Annotated in this window: 18 protein-coding genes; 4 read left to right on the top strand and 14 right to left on the bottom strand. The window is 44.2% G+C overall.

Going from position 1 to position 20332, the window contains the following annotated elements; all coding sequences use genetic code 11:
- Positions 1 to 121: 121 nt before the first annotated feature.
- The 12 genes from V7K76_RS09890 to V7K76_RS09840 form a co-directional block, all read right to left on the bottom strand.
- Positions 122 to 1477 (bottom strand): HlyD family secretion protein, encoded by a 1356-nt coding sequence (locus V7K76_RS09890; RefSeq protein ID WP_334776480.1) that lies wholly within the window; start codon positions 1475 to 1477, stop codon positions 122 to 124.
- 97 nt (positions 1478 to 1574) lie between these two features.
- Positions 1575 to 1751 carry a hypothetical protein gene (locus tag V7K76_RS09885; RefSeq protein WP_334776479.1) on the bottom strand — a complete coding sequence of 59 codons (177 nt, stop codon included), beginning with the start codon at positions 1749 to 1751 and terminating at the stop codon, positions 1575 to 1577.
- A 410-nt stretch (positions 1752 to 2161) separates the two neighbouring features.
- Positions 2162 to 4570 carry a phosphoketolase family protein gene (locus tag V7K76_RS09880; RefSeq protein ID WP_442936175.1) on the bottom strand — a complete coding sequence of 803 codons (2409 nt, stop codon included), beginning with the start codon at positions 4568 to 4570 and terminating at the stop codon, positions 2162 to 2164.
- A 22-nt stretch (positions 4571 to 4592) separates the two neighbouring features.
- A complete protein-coding gene (locus V7K76_RS09875) occupies positions 4593 to 5093 on the bottom strand; it encodes a universal stress protein (protein WP_334776478.1) in 501 nt (166 codons plus the stop codon).
- 31 nt (positions 5094 to 5124) lie between these two features.
- Positions 5125 to 5688 (bottom strand): DUF3611 family protein, encoded by a 564-nt coding sequence (locus V7K76_RS09870; protein WP_334776477.1) that lies wholly within the window; start codon positions 5686 to 5688, stop codon positions 5125 to 5127.
- Between the two features lie 275 nt (positions 5689 to 5963).
- A complete protein-coding gene (locus V7K76_RS09865) occupies positions 5964 to 6518 on the bottom strand; it encodes an HdeD family acid-resistance protein (protein WP_334776476.1) in 555 nt (184 codons plus the stop codon).
- Positions 6505 to 6594: a hypothetical protein gene (locus tag V7K76_RS34580; protein ID WP_442936169.1), complete on the bottom strand. Its 90-nt coding sequence runs from the start codon at positions 6592 to 6594 to the stop codon at positions 6505 to 6507. The genes V7K76_RS09865 and V7K76_RS34580 overlap by 14 nt, the downstream gene beginning before the upstream one ends.
- Positions 6595 to 7197: 603 nt before the next feature.
- On the bottom strand, positions 7198 to 7656 hold the full coding sequence (locus V7K76_RS09860; protein ID WP_334776475.1) for a cupin domain-containing protein: 459 nt from the start codon (positions 7654 to 7656) through the stop codon (positions 7198 to 7200).
- Between the two features lie 55 nt (positions 7657 to 7711).
- A complete protein-coding gene (locus V7K76_RS09855) occupies positions 7712 to 10108 on the bottom strand; it encodes a glycoside hydrolase family 15 protein (RefSeq protein WP_334776474.1) in 2397 nt (798 codons plus the stop codon).
- Positions 10109 to 10153: 45 nt separating this feature from the next.
- Positions 10154 to 11092: a cation diffusion facilitator family transporter gene (locus V7K76_RS09850; RefSeq protein WP_334776473.1), complete on the bottom strand. Its 939-nt coding sequence runs from the start codon at positions 11090 to 11092 to the stop codon at positions 10154 to 10156.
- Positions 11093 to 11107: 15 nt separating this feature from the next.
- Entirely contained in the window at positions 11108 to 13228 is a 2121-nt protein-coding gene (locus V7K76_RS09845) for an amylo-alpha-1,6-glucosidase (RefSeq protein WP_334776472.1), read from the bottom strand.
- Between the two features lie 86 nt (positions 13229 to 13314).
- On the bottom strand, positions 13315 to 14127 hold the full coding sequence (locus V7K76_RS09840) for an SDR family oxidoreductase (protein WP_334776471.1): 813 nt from the start codon (positions 14125 to 14127) through the stop codon (positions 13315 to 13317).
- A 425-nt stretch (positions 14128 to 14552) separates the two neighbouring features.
- On the opposite strand from V7K76_RS09840, the gene V7K76_RS09835 reads away from it, so the two are divergent.
- The 3 genes from V7K76_RS09835 to V7K76_RS09825 all read left to right on the top strand — a co-directional run bounded on the left by V7K76_RS09835 (position 14553) and on the right by V7K76_RS09825 (position 16084).
- Entirely contained in the window at positions 14553 to 15536 is a 984-nt protein-coding gene (locus tag V7K76_RS09835; RefSeq protein ID WP_334776470.1) for a VOC family protein, read from the top strand.
- A gap of 156 nt (positions 15537 to 15692) precedes the next feature.
- Positions 15693 to 15905: a hypothetical protein gene (locus V7K76_RS09830; RefSeq protein ID WP_334776469.1), complete on the top strand. Its 213-nt coding sequence runs from the start codon at positions 15693 to 15695 to the stop codon at positions 15903 to 15905.
- Complete coding sequence (locus V7K76_RS09825; protein ID WP_334776468.1) at positions 15905 to 16084, top strand: type II toxin-antitoxin system VapC family toxin; 180 nt, start codon at positions 15905 to 15907, stop codon at positions 16082 to 16084. Before V7K76_RS09830 ends, V7K76_RS09825 begins: the two co-directional genes overlap by 1 nt.
- A gap of 47 nt (positions 16085 to 16131) precedes the next feature.
- On the opposite strand, the gene V7K76_RS09820 is transcribed toward V7K76_RS09825, so the two are convergent.
- Positions 16132 to 16674, bottom strand: a complete 543-nt coding sequence (locus V7K76_RS09820) for a DoxX family protein (protein ID WP_334776467.1) — start codon at positions 16672 to 16674, stop codon at positions 16132 to 16134.
- Positions 16671 to 17600, bottom strand: coding sequence for an SMP-30/gluconolactonase/LRE family protein (locus V7K76_RS09815; protein WP_334776466.1), 930 nt, complete (start codon positions 17598 to 17600; stop codon positions 16671 to 16673). Before V7K76_RS09815 ends, V7K76_RS09820 begins: the two co-directional genes overlap by 4 nt.
- 1074 nt (positions 17601 to 18674) lie before the next feature.
- On the opposite strand from V7K76_RS09815, the gene V7K76_RS09810 reads away from it, so the two are divergent.
- Positions 18675 to 19922: an MFS transporter gene (locus tag V7K76_RS09810; RefSeq protein WP_334776465.1), complete on the top strand. Its 1248-nt coding sequence runs from the start codon at positions 18675 to 18677 to the stop codon at positions 19920 to 19922.
- Positions 19923 to 20332 lie beyond the last annotated feature (410 nt).

Genomic DNA, 20332 nt, shown 5'->3' with positions numbered 1-20332 from the left:
AAAATTAATTCTGCGTTGCTCGAAATCCTTGGTAGGGACAATTCATGAATTGTCCCTACGTCATTTTCACTCCTATGTCTTTTAGATAGTGTCTAGGTTATGGGGAACCAGAGGAGGACGCTTAGAGGAAGCCAAGAAAATTGGGCAAAAGAACCGACACACGCTTTTGGGACGCTGCGGGAATGAGGATGCGTCCATCAGAGGGCATTCCCTGTTTTGCTAAACCCTGGGCATCTTTAAGGGTGAGTTCAACACCAAAGACCTGCGTCACCCGGTCTTTTTGGAAATAGATGTTTGCAGGCGTAAAGCTGGCTTTGGGATCAATACGAGTGACGGTTGCTTCCAGAGGGCGATCAGGAGCCGAATCAAGATACACCAGCGATCGCTGACCCAGCTTGACACTGCCAATCTGCCCTTCTGCCACAAAGCCGCGCAGATACAGCTTGTCCTGGTTTACCAGCGTCAGCAGTGGTGCCCCGGCAGCAATCACCTCACCCGGTTCCGCATCCCGCGTAATCACGTTGCCCACCATCGGACTCTTAATCACCAGATAATTCAAATCCGCCTGGGTTTGTGCCTGTGTTGCCTTAGCATCTAGCAGCGCTTGCTCATAGACACTGATCTGAGTTTGCGCCTGGGCAATTTGTTTCTCAATCTGCACTGCTGCCGCTGCTTTAATTGGTGTATTGCTTAACGTCGCTTGTGCTTGCGTCAGCGTGCCTACTGCCGCTCGCATGGTCTGACGGGCAGCTTCAACTTTGGCTTGGGCAGTGGCGGCAGCATTCTTATACTGATCGGCTAAATCAGCAGAGACAGCACCCTGAGCATACAAGGCTACATACCGTTTTTGTTGACTTTGTGCCAGCTTCAGATTCGCCAGTGCTGCCGCCAGATCAGCGTGATTGGAGGCAAGGGCGTTCACTGCCTGCGTCACTTTACCCTGACTATCCTGTTGTGCCTGGTGGGTCGTCACGTTTGCCTGCTGCAATTGAGCTTGCAGGATCGGCAACTGCTGCCGATAGCTCACCAAAACTTCTTTCGCCTGACGCACGCGAGCAATAGTACCTTGCAACTGTGCCTGTAAGTCCGAGTCATCCAGACGCACCAAAACCTGACCGGGCTTCACGTCATCCCCTTCCCTCACCGCCACATCAGCAACTTTGCCGCCTGTTTTGGCGGCGATGTCGGTTTCGTAGCCTTCAATCCGCCCACTGAGAAACAGTCCCTCTGGCTCGGGATGGTAGAAAAACAGGCGGTAAACCCCGTATCCTAGTCCAGCGAGAATAGCGATCGCCAGGATAATGCCTAAAGCTTTAGGCACCTTTTGCCAGGGTTTCTGGGGTGGGGGCTGAGGCTCAGAAGGCGGGGCTGCTTGCACCTCAGCAGGTTTTTGTTTTTCAATGACAGTGCTACCAGTTGTCTGGGTAGAACCACTTTGAGAATTATTTTGAGAATCATCAGCCTGTCTGGATGTCATAGTGACTCCATTGTTGTGCCAGTGGCTATCAGCTCATGTGAACTGTCATCTCTCCGTGGCGCGTAGGGCTGCGAAGCTGGAAATGATGCCTTTTTACTCACCGTTCCACCTCGGCGAATGTTCCATCCGAATACAGCTCATAGCGCTTGCCATCCAAAACTGCGATCAACGGAAAATCACTCTCCTGCTGCTTCTCCAAAGACTGCCAGCGCCGCTTTTCCCAATCCAGTGTGAACGGAGTGTTCCGACCTTTAACTTCAATCTGGGTGGTCATGTTCGATCTCCTTAAAAAATTCCAAAAATGTAGAAACAGCACATGAAAGCACGTGCTTTCATCGTAAATTAAAGGGTTTAAGAACCTGCAATCTACAACATGTAGCACCCATTTCAGTCGGGGTTTGTCTTGAGAAATCGCTCCACTTGGGATGCATCCCAAGACCGCGTTTCTCGCTAAATCCCCCGTTAGCGCTAGCGTAAAGCCTTCGGCATGGCTTCGCTTAGAGCGACGGAGGAGCGTCAGTTGCCACAACGCGGGGAACCCGCGCAAGGCACTTCTCTTCTCTACGAGACGCTACGCGAACGTCTGAAATGTCTTTAATTTTGAATTTTGTTAGCGCAGCGTAAAGCCTTCGGCATGGCTTCGCTTAGAGCGAGTCCGCGAGCGTCATTTTGAATTTTGAATTGTTAATTGAGGTTCTTCCACTTCCAGTTACGGATTTCTGGCAAGTCTTCGCCGTGCTGGTCGATGTAATGCTTATGCTCGATCAACTTGTCCTGCATCATCTGCTTGAGATAGTCTCCCTGACTACCCAAATGCAGCAGACGATCCACCACATCTTGCACTAGATGAAAGCGATCCAGGTCATTTTGCACCCTCATGTCAAAAGCTGTTGTGATTGTGCCTTCTTCCTTGTAGCCCCGGACGTGGAGATTGCGATTGGTGCGGCGGTAGGTTAGCCGATGTACTAACCAGGGGTATCCATGAAAGCCAAAGATGATGTGCTTGTCTTTGGTGAAGAGTGAATCGTAATCTATTTCGCTCAGTCCGTGCGGATGTTCGCTCTCGGACTGCAACTTCATCAGATCGACAACATTAATTACCCGAATTTTCAGATCGGGCAGATGTTCGCGCAGGATGGAAACGGCAGCCAAAATCTCTAGCGTCGGCGTATCTCCACAGCAAGCCATCACCACATCCGGCTCGGTATCCTGGTCGTTGCTAGCCCATTGCCAGATACCAATGCCTTCAGTGCAATGCACGATCGCCGCGTCCATACTCAGCCATTGCGGGAGGGCGTGTTTGCCAGCAACTACCACATTCACGTAGTGTCGGCTGCGTAGGCAGTGATCAAAGACCGATAGCAGACAGTTAGCGTCGGGTGGCAGGTACACACGCACAATATCGGCTTTCTTGTTGATCACGTGGTCGAGGAAACCGGGGTCTTGGTGTGTGAATCCGTTATGATCCTGCTGCCAGACGTGGGAGGCGAGCAAATAGTTCAGCGATGCGATTTTCCGTCGCCAGGGCAGTTCCGATGTTACCTTTAGCCACTTGGCGTGCTGGCTGAACATCGAATCAACGATACGAATAAACGCCTCATAGCTGTTGAATAGTCCGTGCCGCCCAGTTAGCAAATAGCCTTCCAGCCAACCTTGACACTGGTGTTCACTGAGCATCGAGTCCAGTACTTGTCCGGCGGGCGCGAGGAATTCATCATTTTTTTCTTCCCGTGCGTCCCACTGACGATTAGTGACTTCAAACACCGTACCCAAAAGATTCGAGAGTGTCTCATCGGGGCCGAAGATGCGGAAATTGCGCTGATTCAGCTTGACTACATCACGCAGGAATTCACTCAGCACAAGGGTATCTTGACCGTCAACGGCACCAGGTGCAGGCACATACACCGCGTGGTCGCGGAAGTCTGGCATTTGCAGGTCGTGCAGCAGTATACCGCCGTTAGCGTGGGGGTTCGCACCCATGCGGCGATCGCCCTTCGGGGCCAGTTCAGCTAATTCCGGCAGGAGACATCCGTTTTCATCGAACAGTTCTTCTGCTTTGTAGCTTTTCATCCAGCTTTCCAACTGCTGGACATGGCCGGGATGCTCGGAGTTCACCAGTAGCGGCACCTGGTGCGATCGCGATGTGCCTTCGATTTGCAAACCATCGACGACTTTTGGCCCCGTCCAGCCCTTGGGCGATTTCAGGACGATCACCGGCCAGCGCGGGCGAGTCATATCGTTCTGGTTCCGTGCATTGCTTTGGATTTGCCGAATATCTGCGATCGCCTTGTCCAGGGTGCTGGCCATAAGTTCGTGCATCCTTTCCGGCTCGTCGCCTTCCACAAAGTAAGGTGTCCAGCCGCAACCTCTGAGAAATTGCTCTAACTCCTCATGCTCGATGCGAGCTAAGACAGTTGGGTTATTGATTTTGTAGCCATTCAGGTGCAGGATTGGCAGCACAGCACCGTCGGTAATCGGGTTGAGTAACTTGTTAGACTGCCATGCGGTCGCTAAGGGGCCCGTCTCCGCTTCCCCGTCGCCGATGACGCAGGCAACAATCAGATCGGGATTGTCGAAAGCAGCCCCAAAAGCATGACTGAGGGAGTACCCCAACTCACCCCCTTCATGAATCGACCCTGGCGTTGTCGGCGCAACGTGGCTGGAAATCCCACCAGGAAATGAGAATTGCGTGAACAACTTTTTCAACCCAGCTTCGTCCTGAGTGACGTTGGGATAAACTTCGCTCCAGGTGCCTTCGAGGTAAACATTGCCCACAATTGCCGGGCCACCGTGACCAGGGCCAGCGATGTAGAGCATATCTAGGTCATATTTCTTAATCACTCGGTTCAAGTGTACATAAATGAAGTTCTGTCCCGGTGTCGTACCCCAGTGTCCAACCACTAATGGTTTGACGTGGGAGAGTTGCAGAGGCTCTTTCAGCAATGGATTGTCGTAGAGATAAATTTGCCCAACCGACAGATAGTTGGCGGCACGCCAGTAGGCATCTATCTTGTGGAGTAGTTCTGGGGAAAGGGTCTTTGTTTTTATGGTTAATGTCCCAATTTCTAAGCCGATTCCGCCAGTCTTATCAATTACTTTCACGGTTCTTCCCTCTTTATTTATCTTTATTAGGATTTGTATCTTTTATGACTAAAACAGAACAATTCGCATGATCAACCACATGATTGCTGACACTACCTACGAAAAACTCTGCGATCGCTGAGTGGTCATGCCGACCCAGTACGATCAGGTCAGCATTCCACTCTTGAGCAATACTGGAAATCGTTGCCCCTGGCTCACCAAAATGATGTTGATATTCAGTTGAAATATTTCGGGCAGTTGCCTGATGAGAGTATTCTTGTAACCAAGCTTTTGCCTGCTCAATCTCTAGCTGAAGTGTTTCCGCGCGAAATGATGGAGAAAGCCCAGTGTTGATCGGATAGGGTCCAAACATCCCACCTGACTCGAATCCTGGATCGATCCCAGTAAAATCTACGAGGCAATGAAGGATCATCAAATTAGCTTGCTCTTGCTGCGCTAAATTGAGTGCCCGATCAAACACGATGGATGTTAAAGGAGAATGATTAATGGCAACCAGAATGCGTTTAAAGTTCATTGTTTCGAGCCTTCAGGTTAATCTCACTTATCTAATGGTGTTCTACGCGACTTGCAAGCCAAAATGGAATTCCAATTCCCACAAATTGAGCCACAATCATACTGATATTTGCTTGTACAACAAAAATATCAATTGGCTCAACCAGTTGCCCTGTCCGATAGATAGCGGCTCCTTGCGGAACTGATAGTGTTTTGAGAATCAAGCCTCCAACAATTGTTTCGATACCGACTAACGTCAGTAACATTGCTGCCAAGTTGACTAGAACTCCTAGTTGTAAAACTTGAATTATTTCCTTGCGGCTAGGATGTAAAGCTGGTTCCGGGGCTGACAATTGTTGCCCAAGATGAACGTAGCGAAAGAACCAGTAAATGCTTAAGCCTAAAGCCGCAATTCCCCCAATCACGGACAGCAAACCGATCCCTGATTTGAGATTGAGGTTGAGAGTCGGATCAAGAATCGCGAACCCTAAAATGAGAAGAGAAACAATGGTTAAAACAAACTGTATCCAAAATCCACTCCACCCCAACGATCGCAGTAAACTAGCAGCTTGCTGCCTCTCTGAAGGATGAGATTTTGATTCTAGGTAGCTAGACATAAGGCATTGCTCTCTAAATCTTGGCTTTGAAAAATAGCAGGTGTGTCAAACAATTTTGGATTTTAGATTTGCGATAGCGCCGGCAGCAAGCGAGTCCGCGAGTGTCTTTTAGATTTGTTCCGTTTGACTTCGGGCGGGGCTTGAACCAAAAACAATTCAAAATCTAAAATCTAAAATCTAAAATCTAAAATCTAAAATTCGGAGTGTCAAACTGTGAGGCACACTCAACAAACGCATACCACTTGTTCTGCTGTGTGCGGTGCGGCTCTGAGTCTCTACTGTGAAGTGCGTCGCTGTCCTGAATGCAGAGTCAGCATCCAAACTCCATCAAACAAGAGATTGATTCCAATGAAAGTGCCAATTAGCCAAACTGCGCCAAACGGAAAGTTAGACCAAACGAAAATACCGAAAATAATGCCGATGATTCCGCTCACCAGCATCAATCCCCAGTTAGGTGAAATCCGGCGCATTTGAAATGCGATCGCCACTTGAATCACGCCTTGCAAAAAAATGGTAATGCCCAAGACTAACGTCAAGGCCAGCACCCCTTTTAGCGGATCTGCCACTACTAAAATTCCAGCCAAGAGATATAAAAGACCGAGAATCAGCTTCCCGATGACTTTACCTGCACCTCTCGATTGAAAGGCATAAACAATTTGAGTAATTCCGGCAAAGATAAATACCCAGCCAAATAGTAAGGTTGAAGTAAGGCTGGCAAAGAAGGGAAAGGCGATCGCAATGATGCCCAACACGATCATAAGAATAGCGATCGCGGTTGTCCATCCAGAGCTAACAACTTGCTTATCAATTTCAGGCTCAATAGTTCTCATGTTGATCTCCTTTTGAATCAAATCCTAAATGACCGCAGAGCTCTCGAAGAATTTCTTCACCGTTGCACTCGCTCATCACTTTCTGTTGATTAACTCTCGACCTCCGCAAAATTCCTGATTAGTTCCCTAGTTTTTCACTAGAACATACAACATTGAATACTTCCTGTATCTTGATAGGTAAATAAGTTCAATTTCATCTACCGCTTTTGAATGGTTTATCAGAATTTGTATAATTTATACATCAACTCAAACATTAAATATGACTTGTTGATAATTGCTTGTGGCTTCAAAACCTTATTTTGATATTTCCAGACTTAACGGGAAAATTCACGTCGTTTCCTCCGAATTCAGGGAGCATCCCAAATGTGTAAAAACACATTTTGTCATTGCGAATGAGGGAGCATCCCAAATGTGTAAAAACATATTTTGTCATTGCGTTCGCCCTTGGCGTTCCCGTAGGGTACGTAATGAAATGGAGCGTTCGCGTAGCGTCTCGTTGGCGCAGCCTCTCGTAGAGAAGAGAAGCAATCGCAACACCTAGACCTTGCGATTGCTTCATTCCGCTTCGCTTCATTCGCAATGACAATCTGTTATCTTAGTCAATTTGCAAAATTGGGATGCTCCCGCGAATGAAGCGTTCGCAATGACAATCTGTTATCTTAGTTCGCTACTAACTCACTTATCTAAATCGACAAGATTGGTCTATAGTCGGAGTCTCTTCAAATTGCACCATTATTAGAACAGCTGGCGCATCGCCTACTGTTCCAGATAAGTGACCTTTATGACCTTGCGCGTCTGCTTTCGTACCCTGATCTTCTCCAAAGGAAATTTCGCCTTCCCCCATCTCGACTCGCTGTCCGTCCATAGTCTCTACAAACCAGCGTCCCGACAAAGGGATGATCCACTGGGGTTTCGGGTTCTCATGCCAGTTACCAACCCATCCCACAGGTAGCACAGTAAAGGTGATTGTAGCACCGGACTGCTTCAAATTAGAAAGCCACTGCGGTGAGGTATCCGGGGCTATGCCTTTTTCGATGAAGTCTTCAATTTGACAACGGGATTGGTGACTTATACCGTCGTTGTCAGTCCAGACGTGCCAGTATTCAATTGTTGGTTTGGGTGATGAGTTATTCTGCATAATAATGACTCTTTTTGATCCGAAATGTATTGAAATGGGAATTATAAATTAGGAATTACGAAATTATAACCGTATAATTGTGTCCTTCCCATTTGCTGCTTTCAATCCAGAAAAAGGTAAAGTTGATTGGCTGTTCCTGATTATCAGAAATATAAATATCTACAAAATTAACTCCTAATTTTGTAGAAGTAGCAGGTGTATCTTTGACGGTTTGCCAATTATCATCTGACCAATGCAAATGAAAAGATGCTAAAGCGTGAATTCGCAATGTATAACCTTTTTTAACTTTGTCTATTTGTCGGTTAAACTTCCAAATTTCCAACAATTTACACTGCTTTCTCTCACCTAGATATCGATTGGATACCTCTGGAATCAAATCAAATACTTGACCATCATGATTTGACCGTAGCAGTTTGATATATTCCGAATGCGCCCACATCAAAGGCATTGCTGAACCTGTTGGTTTTCCTAAATACAGATGGTTTTCAGGTATATCTGCTTCATCCCAAACCTGTTCGGGTAGTAAACAAGTATCTGATGCAAATCCTTCCATCGCCTTGATATATGTTTTGACATCGCCGCCAACAGCTAATTCATAATGTCCCCGTTCTCCTGTTAAGAGAGGCCAAGCGCGTCCCTTACCAAAACCGGTATAAGGACTGTTGTCTTCTTGCTGTCCGTAGCCGTCGTGGTTGTAACGATGCCAACAAGGCCCAGCAGATGTATCGACTTTCAAAACTGCATCAATTACTTTGACAGAATCAACAATAATCGGGTCATCAGGTTTGCGAATTCCATAGCGTACTAATTGCAAAAAACCGCCATCAACAATTTCCTTCGCGGGAAATTCTGACGGTTCCCCAGGTGGTTGACTGCTGATAAAAAGAGTTCCTTGGTTAGGATTTTCGTTAGGTTGAGGATTATTAATATCTGTAGGAGTAATCCGAATGTAATGGCGTTTGATGCCAGAAACTAAAGTTCCTTCAGTAGTAACTGTCCAAGCTTCGATGTGAGATTCTAAAAAATCAGCGTATTCTTCGATAAAGTTTGCTGTTGCTTCATCGCCACGTTCACGAACAAATTGAGCAGCACAAATTAAGGCGGCAATATTAGATGCTAATGTTGATGGTGAATAACCGCTATTTTCTTCCCAGCGTTCTTGTTGGGTAGCTGGGCCTTGACGAATTAAATAACCAGCCGCCCGTAAAATCATTGGATAAATATCGAAGTTTAAACAAGTTTTCTGTTGGTGCAATAGCCATGCTAACAGAATGGGAAATGCCACCTCATCAAGCTGGATACCTGTCCAATAAGGTTTACCATCAACCCAGAAATTTTGGGGAAAACCGCCATCTTCCTGCTGACTAGTGGCGAGATAAATTAGCGATCGCACTGCTGTATCAGTTTTGCCAGCAGCCACTAAACCTGATACACTGCTAACCATATCCCGCGTCCAGACAAGGTGATATCCTCCTTGATCTTGGTCGTCTTTGGCTTCACCCCAAGGGATAGCCAGAGATGCAATTAATGCGCCAGGATAGGTTTTATCTTCATGTGCCAACAACAGACTAATGCTGTTGTGATACAACTTCCCATCATCATAAGAACCATTTTCTAATGGTTTGATGCCATCGCGCGATCGCTTCCACTGTTCGTTATATAGCTGTTTCTGCTTTTCAAAAGGAATATTGAGCGACTGAAACAGTGTGGAAATTGCATTGTGCAGATTTGTCCCAAATGCCAGTCCTAAAGTAAACTCTTTAGTGCTATCTAAATTTAGTTCTCCAGTTAATGCTATGTTGCCATCTACAGCACTATCAAACTCCCAATCCATCTGAAAGTTATCAGCTAAATCTGTCCAACCATCACTTTCACCAACGTAGCCACAAGAAAGACGGGTAAAGGGAATTGTTGCACCCAGCGCTAACCATCTTCCTCCTTTCTCGGCTGTGAGAATTCGATGTCCAGCAACTTGTACAGCGTAACCATTATTCCCTCTACCTCCAACTTCCAGATGTGGCGCACACAAAGCGTATAGCTGGAGTTGGGAAATAAAATCGCTATCTCCTGTTAACTTTGTATGTTGTAAAATACAGGATAAATGTGGGTCAGCAATCACTTCTTTGATGACAGCATAACGCCCTTGTGGATCGGAATTAGTGATCCGATATCCTAAACCATGAGTCCACATAGGTTCAACTTTTGATTCAAGATGGCGCTTCTCTTCGTGAAAAAAGCTTTTTCCATCAGAAATTAAATACTGCAAGTCCCGAACTTGGGGAGTGTCTACTGTGGGATGGTAGATTTCAGTAATAACACCATTCCAAATAGTAAACCAAATGTTACTAGAAGTAGAGTAAGCTGTTCCGACTCCATCTTTATTAGCATGAGTCCATCGAGGATCGATACCCGGTGAGCCAAAAGCCTGTCCTTGACCAAGAATTTTTACCATAATTTTTTGTACAGTTCAGGACTGTAGTTGATATTTATGAAAATTTTATTGAGAAGTTTGAGAATATTTGCGAGATGCAGTTAAGGATTTAGCTTCAATAAAAATTTGTTTGATCTCAGGATGCTTTTGGCGAATACTTGCTTCTAAACTTTCTACAGTTAAGGCTATTTGTTCACCTGTAAGATTGTGAAAAAATTGAAGTTCTAAGTTGAGTAATACTTCTTTTGGAGCAAGTTGCATTGTTAGCACCCGAATAACTTCTTTCACTCCTGGTTCTGTTTTTGACAAAGAACGGATATTAGCTATAGTTTGAGGATCGGCACTTTCACCAACTAATAATCCTTTACTTTCTCTCGCTAGTACCACTGCTACTATAGCTAAGATAATGCCAATAATAATTGAGGCGATACCGTCAAAATAAACATTATTAAATAAATGTCCTAAAAATATTCCTATTAAAGCAACAAATAAACCTAAAATGGCGGCAGTATCCTCAAATAATATTGTCAAGACTGTAGGATCTTTACTATTTTTGATAGCTTGCCAAAAATTTTGTTTCCCCTTGGTCGGCAAAAACTCTTTTAAAGCTACAGTCCAAGAAAAACCCTCCAATAGTATTGCTATACCTAACACAATATAATTCCACATTGGGTCTTCTAAAGGACTGGGGTTAATTAAATGAGTAATTCCTTGATAAATTGACATCCCGCCGCCAATGGCAAAGACGAGGAGAGCAACGATGAAAGTCCAGAAGTAAAGTTCTTGACCATAACCAAAGGGATGGCTAGCATCTGCTGGCTTTTGGCTCCTGCGAATTCCCAGCAAAAGTACCAGTTGATCGACAGTATCTACAACTGAATGAATCCCTTCAGACATCATAGCCGAACTGCCAGTAATGGCGGCGGCGATAAATTTAGTAATAGCGATCGCTAAGTTAGCACCCATCGCCGCATATATAGTTTTATTAGATGAATCAGATGCCATAAGAGTAAATCATAATTATGTAGAAACTTCTAATTCACCATCGAGATGGACAACTTCCCATTGAGTTTGTTCGCCATCGCGCCAAAAGCGCAATCCCACCGTAGCGTTTCCCACAGACAAATTTGTGAGTTCTAAATCGGGTAAGAAATCTGGTAGATTCGGCTGTACTTTTAACTGTTGTTTTGAAGCATCAGCTTTGAGTCCTAAAATGGTACGAATGAGGAATAAAATTGAACCAGCAGCCCAAGCTTGGGGTATATTAGCGTCTGGGTAGGGGACTGGAAAGTTATCATCTTCGCGTTCAATTCCCGCAAACAATTCTGGCATTCGTCCAGCTTGAAAATAACTAGCAGCAGCAAAGATACCCCCAGCAATGCGGTTAGCTTCTTGGTGATAGCCATAGTTTTTTAATCCCGCTGCGATGATCGAGTTATCATGAGGCCAAACACTACCCCGTTGATAACTAATCGGGTTATATGCCGGATTTTGAGATGAAAGAGTCCGCACGCCCCAACCACACCACATATCTGGTTGAAAAAGTCGGTTAACCAGTTTTTTTGCTCGTTCTTGTGGTACGATACCAGACCAGAGGAGATGCCCAGGATTTGAAGTGATTGATTGAATTTGCTGCTTTTTATCGTCTAATCCTAAACAATAAAAGCCAACTGAATCCATCCAGAATTGTTCATTAAATCGTTGATAAAGTTCTTCGGCTTTTTGACGCAGCTTTTTGGCTTGCTCTTTTTCGCCCCACACTTCATAAATTAAAGCTGCCCTTAGCCACGCATCATAAACGTAGCCTTGGACTTCACATAAAGCGATTGGCGGCTCAACTAACTGCCCATCGGGGTAAACTATTGCATCACCCGAATCTTTCCAGCCTTGATTGCGTAATCCTTTTGGCGAACGAGTTAAATACTCAACAAACCCATCACCATCAAAGTCGCCGTATTTATCAATCCAATTTAGCGCCTTTTCCAGTGGCGCTCGACACTCATCAAGCATACTGACATCGGCGTTCCAGTTATAGGCTTCAGCTAAAGTAACAATCCACAGGATGGTAGTATCTACTGTTCCATAGTAGGGATGATATGGAAGTAAGTTTAGTGTGGTTAACTCATCACGGCGCATTTCGTGCAGCATTTTGCCCGGTTGGGCATCGTGCCAATCATCCAACTCAGTCGCCTGGAGTTGAGCCAGTTTTAGTAAGGTGCCACAGGCAAATTCATGATAAACTGCGATCGCTTGTAAGCTAGCAATTATTGAGTCGCGTCCAAAAACGGCAACAAACCAGGGAATACCAGCAGCTGGCATCCAAAATTTATGCCCGTTATCATCCACCTCAATTCGTAGCGCTCCCATATCCGCGATCGCTTGCTGATAGTATTCGGCAATTTCAGTATTAGACGAGCGCAACTCTGTGGCATTAGTCAGAAATTCATCCCTAACTTTTCCCGCTTTTGTACTGTGAGGCACAGCACAGGTGTTTTGAGGTTCAAAGATTTTTCCATCGGCTAAGGCTGTAAAATTGACACAAGTGTGCCATGTTTTGCCAGGAGCAATGACTACATCAAACATTAAACGACCATTGGCATAGCGTGGTTCAGAAGTACCACAAACTGGCTCAATCACAATACCTCGCAAGAAAGAGCCGTTGCAATATTCAGTGGTGAGTACACCATTTTCCCATTTGGTTTGTGTCTCACCTCGCGTCAATATTTGCTGTGATTTGACATCAAAAATATCTGCAAAATCAGAGCGCACAGCTAGCATTAATTGAAACTCAACAGCTTCACTGTAATAGTTAGTTATATCAATATCTTCATGCATACCTTCCACAATGTCGCGCCGAACCGTTACAAGTAAACTGCCAGGAGCTAGAGTGCCGTTGACAATAGGAAGTTGCGGATTAGTAAATTGGTAAAGCGCATTATGATGGGTGATATTGCTAGAAGCTAACAGCGAAAGTCGATAGCGATTGAGAGAAATTTCGTAGTAAGAAATTACGCGTGTATCCCAAACAAAAAAACCTTGAGGTAAATCTTCGTCAATGGAACCATCACTAGCCGTTACTAAAAAAGATGAACCATCGTTGATGGTTATCAAACCAGGATTGACAGTAACTTTTGTAGGCATTGTCGCGTCGCTTCGCTCCGAATTCAAAATTCAAAATTCAATAAATAAATTTAGTTGCTCTGTATCCTTTTCTGGTATCCGCTCAATTAACCATTCTCTGTAAAACCTGGATACAAAGTCATCCCACCATCTACAAACAGTGTTGTACCGTTGACATAATCAGAGTCATCAGAAGCCAACCAAACTGCTGCTTTGGCGATATCTTCTACCTCACCCACACGTTTTGCTGGAATTAGTTTTAGTAACTTCGCCTCTGCTTCTGGAGTATCCCAAGCTGATTTGTTAATTGGGGTTTTAATTGCACCAGGAGCAATACTATTAACACGAATTTTATGGGGTGCAAGTTCTTGAGCAATACTTTGCATCATCATATTTATACCGCCCTTACTCGCGGCATAATTGACATGACCAGCCCAAGGAATTACCTGATGCACTGAACTGATACAAATAATCTTACCTGCGGCAGATGAAATATGGGGCTGCACACCCCGGCGCAAGAATTCTTTTGCAGCTTCCCTAGCACATAAGAATTGTCCTGTCAGGTTCACCCCAATAACTTTATTCCATTGGTCAAGGGTCATATCTACAAGCGGTGAATCTTTTTGCAGTCCCGCATTGTTGATCAAAATGTCAATAGTGCCAAATTGCTGGATCGTCTGGCTGAACATCGCCTTTATTTCGTCTTCTTTGCTGACATCAGCTTGAATCGCAAATGCTTCACCATTAGCCGCCTTAATCTCATCGACAAGCTTTTGGGCTGATTCAGCTTCCGAATGGTAATTAATAGCGACTGCTGCACCTGATGCAGCCAAATAGCGAGCGATCGCTTCACCAATTCCAGAACTAGCACCCGTCACAAGTGCTTTTTGACCTTTGAGTAGGTAAGGGGAATAGCTCATAATAATTTCTGAGAATTTTCGCTATGTATTTTCATTTGTCAAGTTTGCTGATATTGAAAACTTATGATTGAATCCAAATTGAAGCAAGCTGTCCTATGTTGAACTTTTTATACCAATTACAGATTTTGCTTATGTGTTTAATTTTTGACAGCTACAGCTATTTTGGTGATTCTGGCATCACTTTAGAGGTTTGTAAGAATAAATGCTTCTAGCCATTGGAATAATAAATATCTCTACCGAAAGAGCTATAAAAATTTCATACCGATTTCATTATTGGATAAAATCTTTAAAGGATGAAGTCAGTTGAATGTCTTTCTGAAGCTAGAGATAAATTTTATAATATTTTTTTATATTGATTGATTTACACAAGACTCATATTGAATTTTTGCGAAACTAGTACAGAATAAGTACAAAATCTCTTGAATATGTCTAGTCAAACCGATGTACAAGCACAAAGAATTAGAGCTATTGGCTTAACGGTGACAAACTGCGTAGGCGTAGCCCGTCGTAGACATCGCTCTTTGGAATTCTATACACAAGCACTTGCTTTTGAACTCGTTTCTGACATTACTGTTGAAGGACAGGATTACAGCGACTTAGAAGGTGTGACTGGGGCAAAAATTCGCATTATCACTTTGCGATTAGGTGACGAACTTATCGAGTTGATGGAGTATCTTAATATTCAGGGTAAACCCATCCCCAGCGATTCACAAAGTAATGACCTGTGGTTTCAACATCTGGCAATTGTGGTAAGTGATATGGATCGCGCTTATGCTCACTTGTGTTCATTTCCTATTGAACCAATTTCCGTTGCTCCTCAGACAATACTACCTGATAATGAAGCATCTGGTGGTGTCCGCGCTTTCAAGTTTAAAGACCCTGATGGCCATGATTTAGAGTTAATTTGGTTTCCGCCTGATAAAGGACAAGATAAATGGCATCAAAACAGGAATCGCTTATTTTTGGGAATCGACCATAGTGCGATGGCTATTTCCAATACCGAGCAGAGTCTACACTTTTACCGCGACCTTCTGGGAATGCAAATTGATAGCCGCAGTCTCAACTGGCGTGCAACCCAATCTCGCTTGGATAATTTACCAGGAGCCGAAGTCAAAATTACAGCATTGCGACCTGTTCAAAATGGTATGGGAATTGAACTGTTAGACTATATTGTGCCTGGAAAAGGTCGCCCAATGCCGAGTGACTGGAAAAGTTGCGATATTGCACACATGCAAATTGAGCTTGTTGTAAATAATCTTGAGCCGCTAGTGGATAAGCTACGGCGTAACGGGGTTCAGTTTGTATCGTCGCGGATTGTGCAGTTTGCAGATAGTACAAGTCCTTACCGCCAAGGTTGTTTAGTTAAAGACCCTGATGGACACGCAATATTGCTAATTGCGGAATCTTGATGTGGGAAGCGGTGGGTCGTTGATTGGCTATAATGCTTGTAGTGAGTAGGACATAAATAAAAATGTCAGAAAAAACTTTCGATATTGCTTACTTATCTGATAATTTACTTGATTTATTATCAGATATCCAAAATAATGTTGAGATTACGCTAACTCGTGAAGGGGTTCCTTGGGCAAAAGGTTTTACCTCTGTCTCAAGCAGAGTCTACAGTTGAAAAAGCGAGTTTAAATAATGGCTCGATGATGATGAGTAGTGAAGATGTCTTAGAACCCAGAGTTGCAGGTTTTTGGCAAGGACAGGTTAAGATTTCTGATGATTTTGATGATACTTCCGAAGAGGCGATCGCTGCTTTTTATGGGGAAGATTAATGAGTTTTCTGCTAGATACTCATATCCTGCTATGGTTTTTAGAAAATGATTCTAAGTTGTCAAATCAGGTACGAGAGGTAATTACTAATCCTGAGAATTTGATTTTTGTCAGTGCTATTAGTGCTTGGGAAATTTCGATTAAACAGACATTAACACCTAAAAATTTTTGGGATTTTTAGGTGTCAATTCCGGGGCTTTCAGCCTATTTTCTTATAAATATTCTGATTCAACTTCCAAAAATCAAAGCATCGAGGGAATAAGCACCAGGGCCTAAAACCGCGATCGCAATCAGCATAATACAGTACATAAACGCCTTTTCCCAACTTGGCGGTTCACCTTTTCCTAAAGGCCCTTTATACTGTCCTTCAGGAATTAAGTATGGATCTTGGGCTACAAAGGGCTTACTTCCAGAAATGTCTAAGTATATCGCAAAAATCATTGAGCAGAGAATGGGCAAAGTTGCTAAGAGTGTGAGGAATCCAATCATGAGAAAAATTCCGCCACCTAACATCGACGCAGCTGATAAAAAGCAAAGAAAGACAGGTGTTTTCATAGACTCAGCCCACTGTCGAAGATGGGTTAGCTTGGGATAGCCGTGTAATATAAACAACCAGCCAACGCTAACTCTGAGAAGTAAAAGCGCTAATCCGGGAAATCCGTCAGGATAGACAGGAGAGAGTGAACTTAACAAGTGTGGACTTAGCTGTGGGAAATTAAATGCAGCTAGGAAAAAAGCGATCGCTACACCCAGCCCAAATTGATAAATCATCGCTGTAAACCACGGGTATTGAGTTCGATAACATATAAGGAATGACCGGCTGTGATAAATAAGCGATCGCGAAGTGTCCCTGAAAGGGAATCGCCTTTCTTACCGCCGAAAGTCAGATTAGCAGATGTCTCCGGTACAAAAATCTTTCCTAAGCGCGTTCCGTCGGGGGCGTATATCTGCACGCTATCTTCAGAACTCGTAAAAACATTACCATGTTCGTCAACCCGCAGTCCATCGGGTTGTCCTGGATTGATGACTGCAAACACGCGGCCATTCTTTGTCCATCGACCATCTACAACCTCATAGACGCGAATATGATGAGGCCCCCCAGGAATATTAAACGCTGCTGTATCTGAAACATACAAAAGGCTTTCGTCTGGACTGAAAGCCAACCCATTAGGGCGCACCATATCTGTTACTACAGGATAAATCTCACCAGTTACCGGATCAAAGCGATATACGTAACTTCCGGGTTGTTCCTGTTCGCCTCCGTAACCTTGGTTTGGCTCGGTGATCCCATAAGGCGGATCGGTGAACCAAATTGTACCGTCGCTTTTGACTACCAAATCATTTGGACTATTCAGGCGTTTGTTGTCGTAGTGATCGACTAAAACCTTCCATTCACCATCATGTTCGCGTCGGATAATAGCACGCAGACCAGAGGAACAGGCAACCAGACGACCTTCTAAATCGCGGTAGTTACCGCTTTGATAATCAGATGGCGATCGCAGGACGCTTACACCATCGCTAGAACTCCAGCGTAACAGGCGGTTGCCGTGAGCATCACTCCACACAACACTGTCATCTTCGTGGAAGTAAACAGGCCCCTCACTATGAACGGCACCGTTTGCTAGCTTTTGGAGTGAAGCACCTGGGAATAGAATAGCATGTAGGCGATCGTCATAAATTTCAATGGCTTCAGTCATAGGAATCTCCTGTTATCTAACTTAGTTTCTAACGATAAATAGCAGGTTAAAATCTCCAGGGACAGGGAAGAAAAATTAATGCCCTTTTCACCAGTCCTCATTAATTAATAATTATCCCACTTATAAATATAAGCTACTGATAGATAATCGAGCAAAGCTTTTATTTTAAAAAAAGTATAGCAATCCGATTTGATTTCTGAACTATACCCAGGGTAGGCATTTTCAGGAAAACCCTAAATCTATCTAAAATATAGTCGTTAATGCCCACCTTACAAATACATATTTTTTTTTAAAATCAAATATGAGTCCTATCTCCCGCATTTCTCATAAGCAGTAGGGGCGGGTTAAAAAATATGACCCATCATTCATGAATGTCTCGCTTAACCCGCCCCTATGATCTCTGCTTCGGTTTGATAAATCCGGGTATCTGTGCTGTTTTCTTAGCTGTTTTCTTAAAATAATATCACATACTAACACTAATGAAAAAAGCCCAGGTAACTTCCTCTGCCATTAAATAAAAATAACCTAAAATCGACCATTAAATAGTAATAGCTTCTCTACCATTAGAGATAACTATTAGGTAGAAAAAATCTGTAAAAATCTCAACCATAAGGAGTATTATCTGTCTATCTTTTTTGGGGTGTTATTATTTATCCATTTTTTCTATAACTCGTTTAATCCCTAATAGGAAAAAAGGGTATAACTATGTTACAACAATGATGCAATCGCCGATTTTTACGCCCATATTGGGAGACTATTGAAAGAGGCAGGAGGCAGGAGGCACAATTTGGACGGGGATTCAAACCCCAACCAAATTGTAAGCACCGTGTAGACGGTGGGGTTTTAAACCCTTGTCTTGTTCTCTTCTCTGCGAGACGCTGCGCGAACGGTCACGGGCAGGAGACACCAGCGCAGTTTTCCTCCTGCCTCCTGCCCTCTGCCTCCTGCCTTCCTTGATAATTTAGAAGATGAAAATTGTAGTTACGTATATATTTTTTTGGTTTGGCATAGTTCTTGCATCAAAGTATGCATAACCCGATTTTATGAACTTCTGCAATAAGAGAGGATATGGTTATGCAGTTGGCATCTCGCAGGCAAAGTCTGTTAGCACTCGATTGGTTGAATGTGTTTCTGGCAGATATTCAAGGTGGTGTTGGGCCGTTTTTGGTGATCTACCTCACGTCGAGTCGGCATTGGAACCCGGCGCAAGTGGGTTTGGTAATGACTATCTCTGGATTGGTGGGGGTAATAGCTCAAGCACCGGCGGGAGCGTTAATTGACCAGGTTCGCCAGAAGCGATCGCTCATTGTGATGGCGGCGGTGCTAATTGCCGTCGCTTCCATTGTTACTGCCGCTATTCCATCATTTACCATGATTGCGACAGCGCAATCCTTTACCGCCATTGCGGGAGCATTCTTTGGCCCGGCGATCGCTTCTATTTCTCTAGGATTAGTTGGGCGACAGGGGATTGAGCGCCGCATCGGACGTAACCAAACCCTCAGTTCAGCTGGAAATGTGGGAGCGGCATTACTAGCAGGATTAATTGGTCAGTTTGTCGGTCAAGCTGTGATTTTTTACTTTATTGCACTGATGTCGGTAGCAGTAATTATTTGTGTGTTACGAATTCGTAACAATGACATTGACTATCGATTAGCACGAGGGGGCGATGATGGTGACCGTCAAGTGCATGTCTCTAAAATTACCAAGATTTTGAGCGATCGCCCCTTCCTAATTTTTGCTACCTGTGCAGTGCTATTTCACTTTGCCAACGCCGCGATGCTGCCTTTAGTCGGTGAAGTGCTGTCTCACCACAAGGGCGGTAGTCCACCTTTATTCATGTCTGCTTGTATTATTACAGCCCAGCTAGTGATGGTTCCACTGGGAATTTTAGTTGGTCGAGGGGCGAGCCGCAGCAAGCGTAAACCAATCTTTTTGCTGGCGTTTCTAGTATTGCCGATTCGTGGTGTACTGTATACTCTCAGCGACAATCCATTCTTTTTAGTATCTGTGCAATTATTGGATGGTGTAGGCGCAGGAATTTTTGGCGTGATGCAGCTTTTAGTAATAGCCGATTTAACTAAGGGAACAGGACACTTCAATTTAGCACAGGGAGCAATTGGGACTGCTGTTGGCATTGGTGCTTCCCTGAGTAATTCTTTGGCTGGGTTTGTAGCTAAAGCATATGGGTACAATGCTAGCTTTTTAAGTATGGCCGCGATCGCTGCCTCTGCTTTGGTTTTCTTTTGGTTCTTTATGCCGGAAACTAAATCTACATCCCATTCAGCCGACTCTAACTCGGAGTTAGCGACCGTGGGAGAATAGGTAATGGTAGTGCTTCGATACCTGGTGATTTTAGTTAGTTACATTGGGTTGGGGTTGGGCTACTTACCCGGATTGCGGATGAATCGTGCCACCATCGCCTTGGTGGGTGCGTGACACTCACATATTTCTGGATTTACTGATTTGACGCAATTCATCGCATCTCTACAGATTATTACTCTCTGCGACTCTGCGTGATCCAAATTCATATTCCCACTTCCCAACTACAAATATTTACGCCGTTCTACTTAATTTAAAATATTAACCTGCCTTCAGGCAGAAATAAATATTAGCCCATTGGGTAGAAGCAATAATTTAATTAAAGTTTTACCCTAATTATATAAATCTATCTTTACAGCTATTTATACCTAGTTGTCTTTGTCTATATTATTTGCTTGGTCTTAAGAGCCGTG

The organism is Nostoc sp. (genome assembly GCF_036917975.1).
Lineage (GTDB): Bacteria > Cyanobacteriota > Cyanobacteriia > Cyanobacteriales > Nostocaceae > Nostoc.
This window is presented reverse-complemented; position numbering and strand designations above follow the sequence as displayed.

Bases quoted from the DNA above. Each gene is read 5' to 3' on its own strand.
- V7K76_RS09845 (WP_334776472.1), bottom strand. From the start codon at position 13,228: ATGCCTACAAAAGTTACTGTCAATCCTGGTTTGATAACCATCAACGAT.
- V7K76_RS09865 (WP_334776476.1), bottom strand. From the start codon at position 6,518: ATGAGAACTATTGAGCCTGAAATTGATAAGCAAGTTGTTAGCTCTGGA.
- V7K76_RS09825 (WP_334776468.1), top strand. From the start codon at position 15,905: ATGAGTTTTCTGCTAGATACTCATATCCTGCTATGGTTTTTAGAAAAT.
- V7K76_RS09835 (WP_334776470.1), top strand. From the start codon at position 14,553: ATGTCTAGTCAAACCGATGTACAAGCACAAAGAATTAGAGCTATTGGC.
- V7K76_RS09860 (WP_334776475.1), bottom strand. From the start codon at position 7,656: ATGCAGAATAACTCATCACCCAAACCAACAATTGAATACTGGCACGTC.
- V7K76_RS09815 (WP_334776466.1), bottom strand. From the start codon at position 17,600: ATGACTGAAGCCATTGAAATTTATGACGATCGCCTACATGCTATTCTA.
- V7K76_RS09810 (WP_334776465.1), top strand. From the start codon at position 18,675: ATGCAGTTGGCATCTCGCAGGCAAAGTCTGTTAGCACTCGATTGGTTG.
- V7K76_RS09870 (WP_334776477.1), bottom strand. From the start codon at position 5,688: ATGTCTAGCTACCTAGAATCAAAATCTCATCCTTCAGAGAGGCAGCAA.
- V7K76_RS09820 (WP_334776467.1), bottom strand. From the start codon at position 16,674: ATGATTTATCAATTTGGGCTGGGTGTAGCGATCGCTTTTTTCCTAGCT.
- V7K76_RS09855 (WP_334776474.1), bottom strand. From the start codon at position 10,108: ATGGTAAAAATTCTTGGTCAAGGACAGGCTTTTGGCTCACCGGGTATC.
- V7K76_RS09885 (WP_334776479.1), bottom strand. From the start codon at position 1,751: ATGACCACCCAGATTGAAGTTAAAGGTCGGAACACTCCGTTCACACTG.
- V7K76_RS09840 (WP_334776471.1), bottom strand. From the start codon at position 14,127: ATGAGCTATTCCCCTTACCTACTCAAAGGTCAAAAAGCACTTGTGACG.
- V7K76_RS34580 (WP_442936169.1), bottom strand. From the start codon at position 6,594: ATGAGCGAGTGCAACGGTGAAGAAATTCTTCGAGAGCTCTGCGGTCAT.
- V7K76_RS09850 (WP_334776473.1), bottom strand. From the start codon at position 11,092: ATGGCATCTGATTCATCTAATAAAACTATATATGCGGCGATGGGTGCT.
- V7K76_RS09875 (WP_334776478.1), bottom strand. From the start codon at position 5,093: ATGAACTTTAAACGCATTCTGGTTGCCATTAATCATTCTCCTTTAACA.
- V7K76_RS09890 (WP_334776480.1), bottom strand. From the start codon at position 1,477: ATGACATCCAGACAGGCTGATGATTCTCAAAATAATTCTCAAAGTGGT.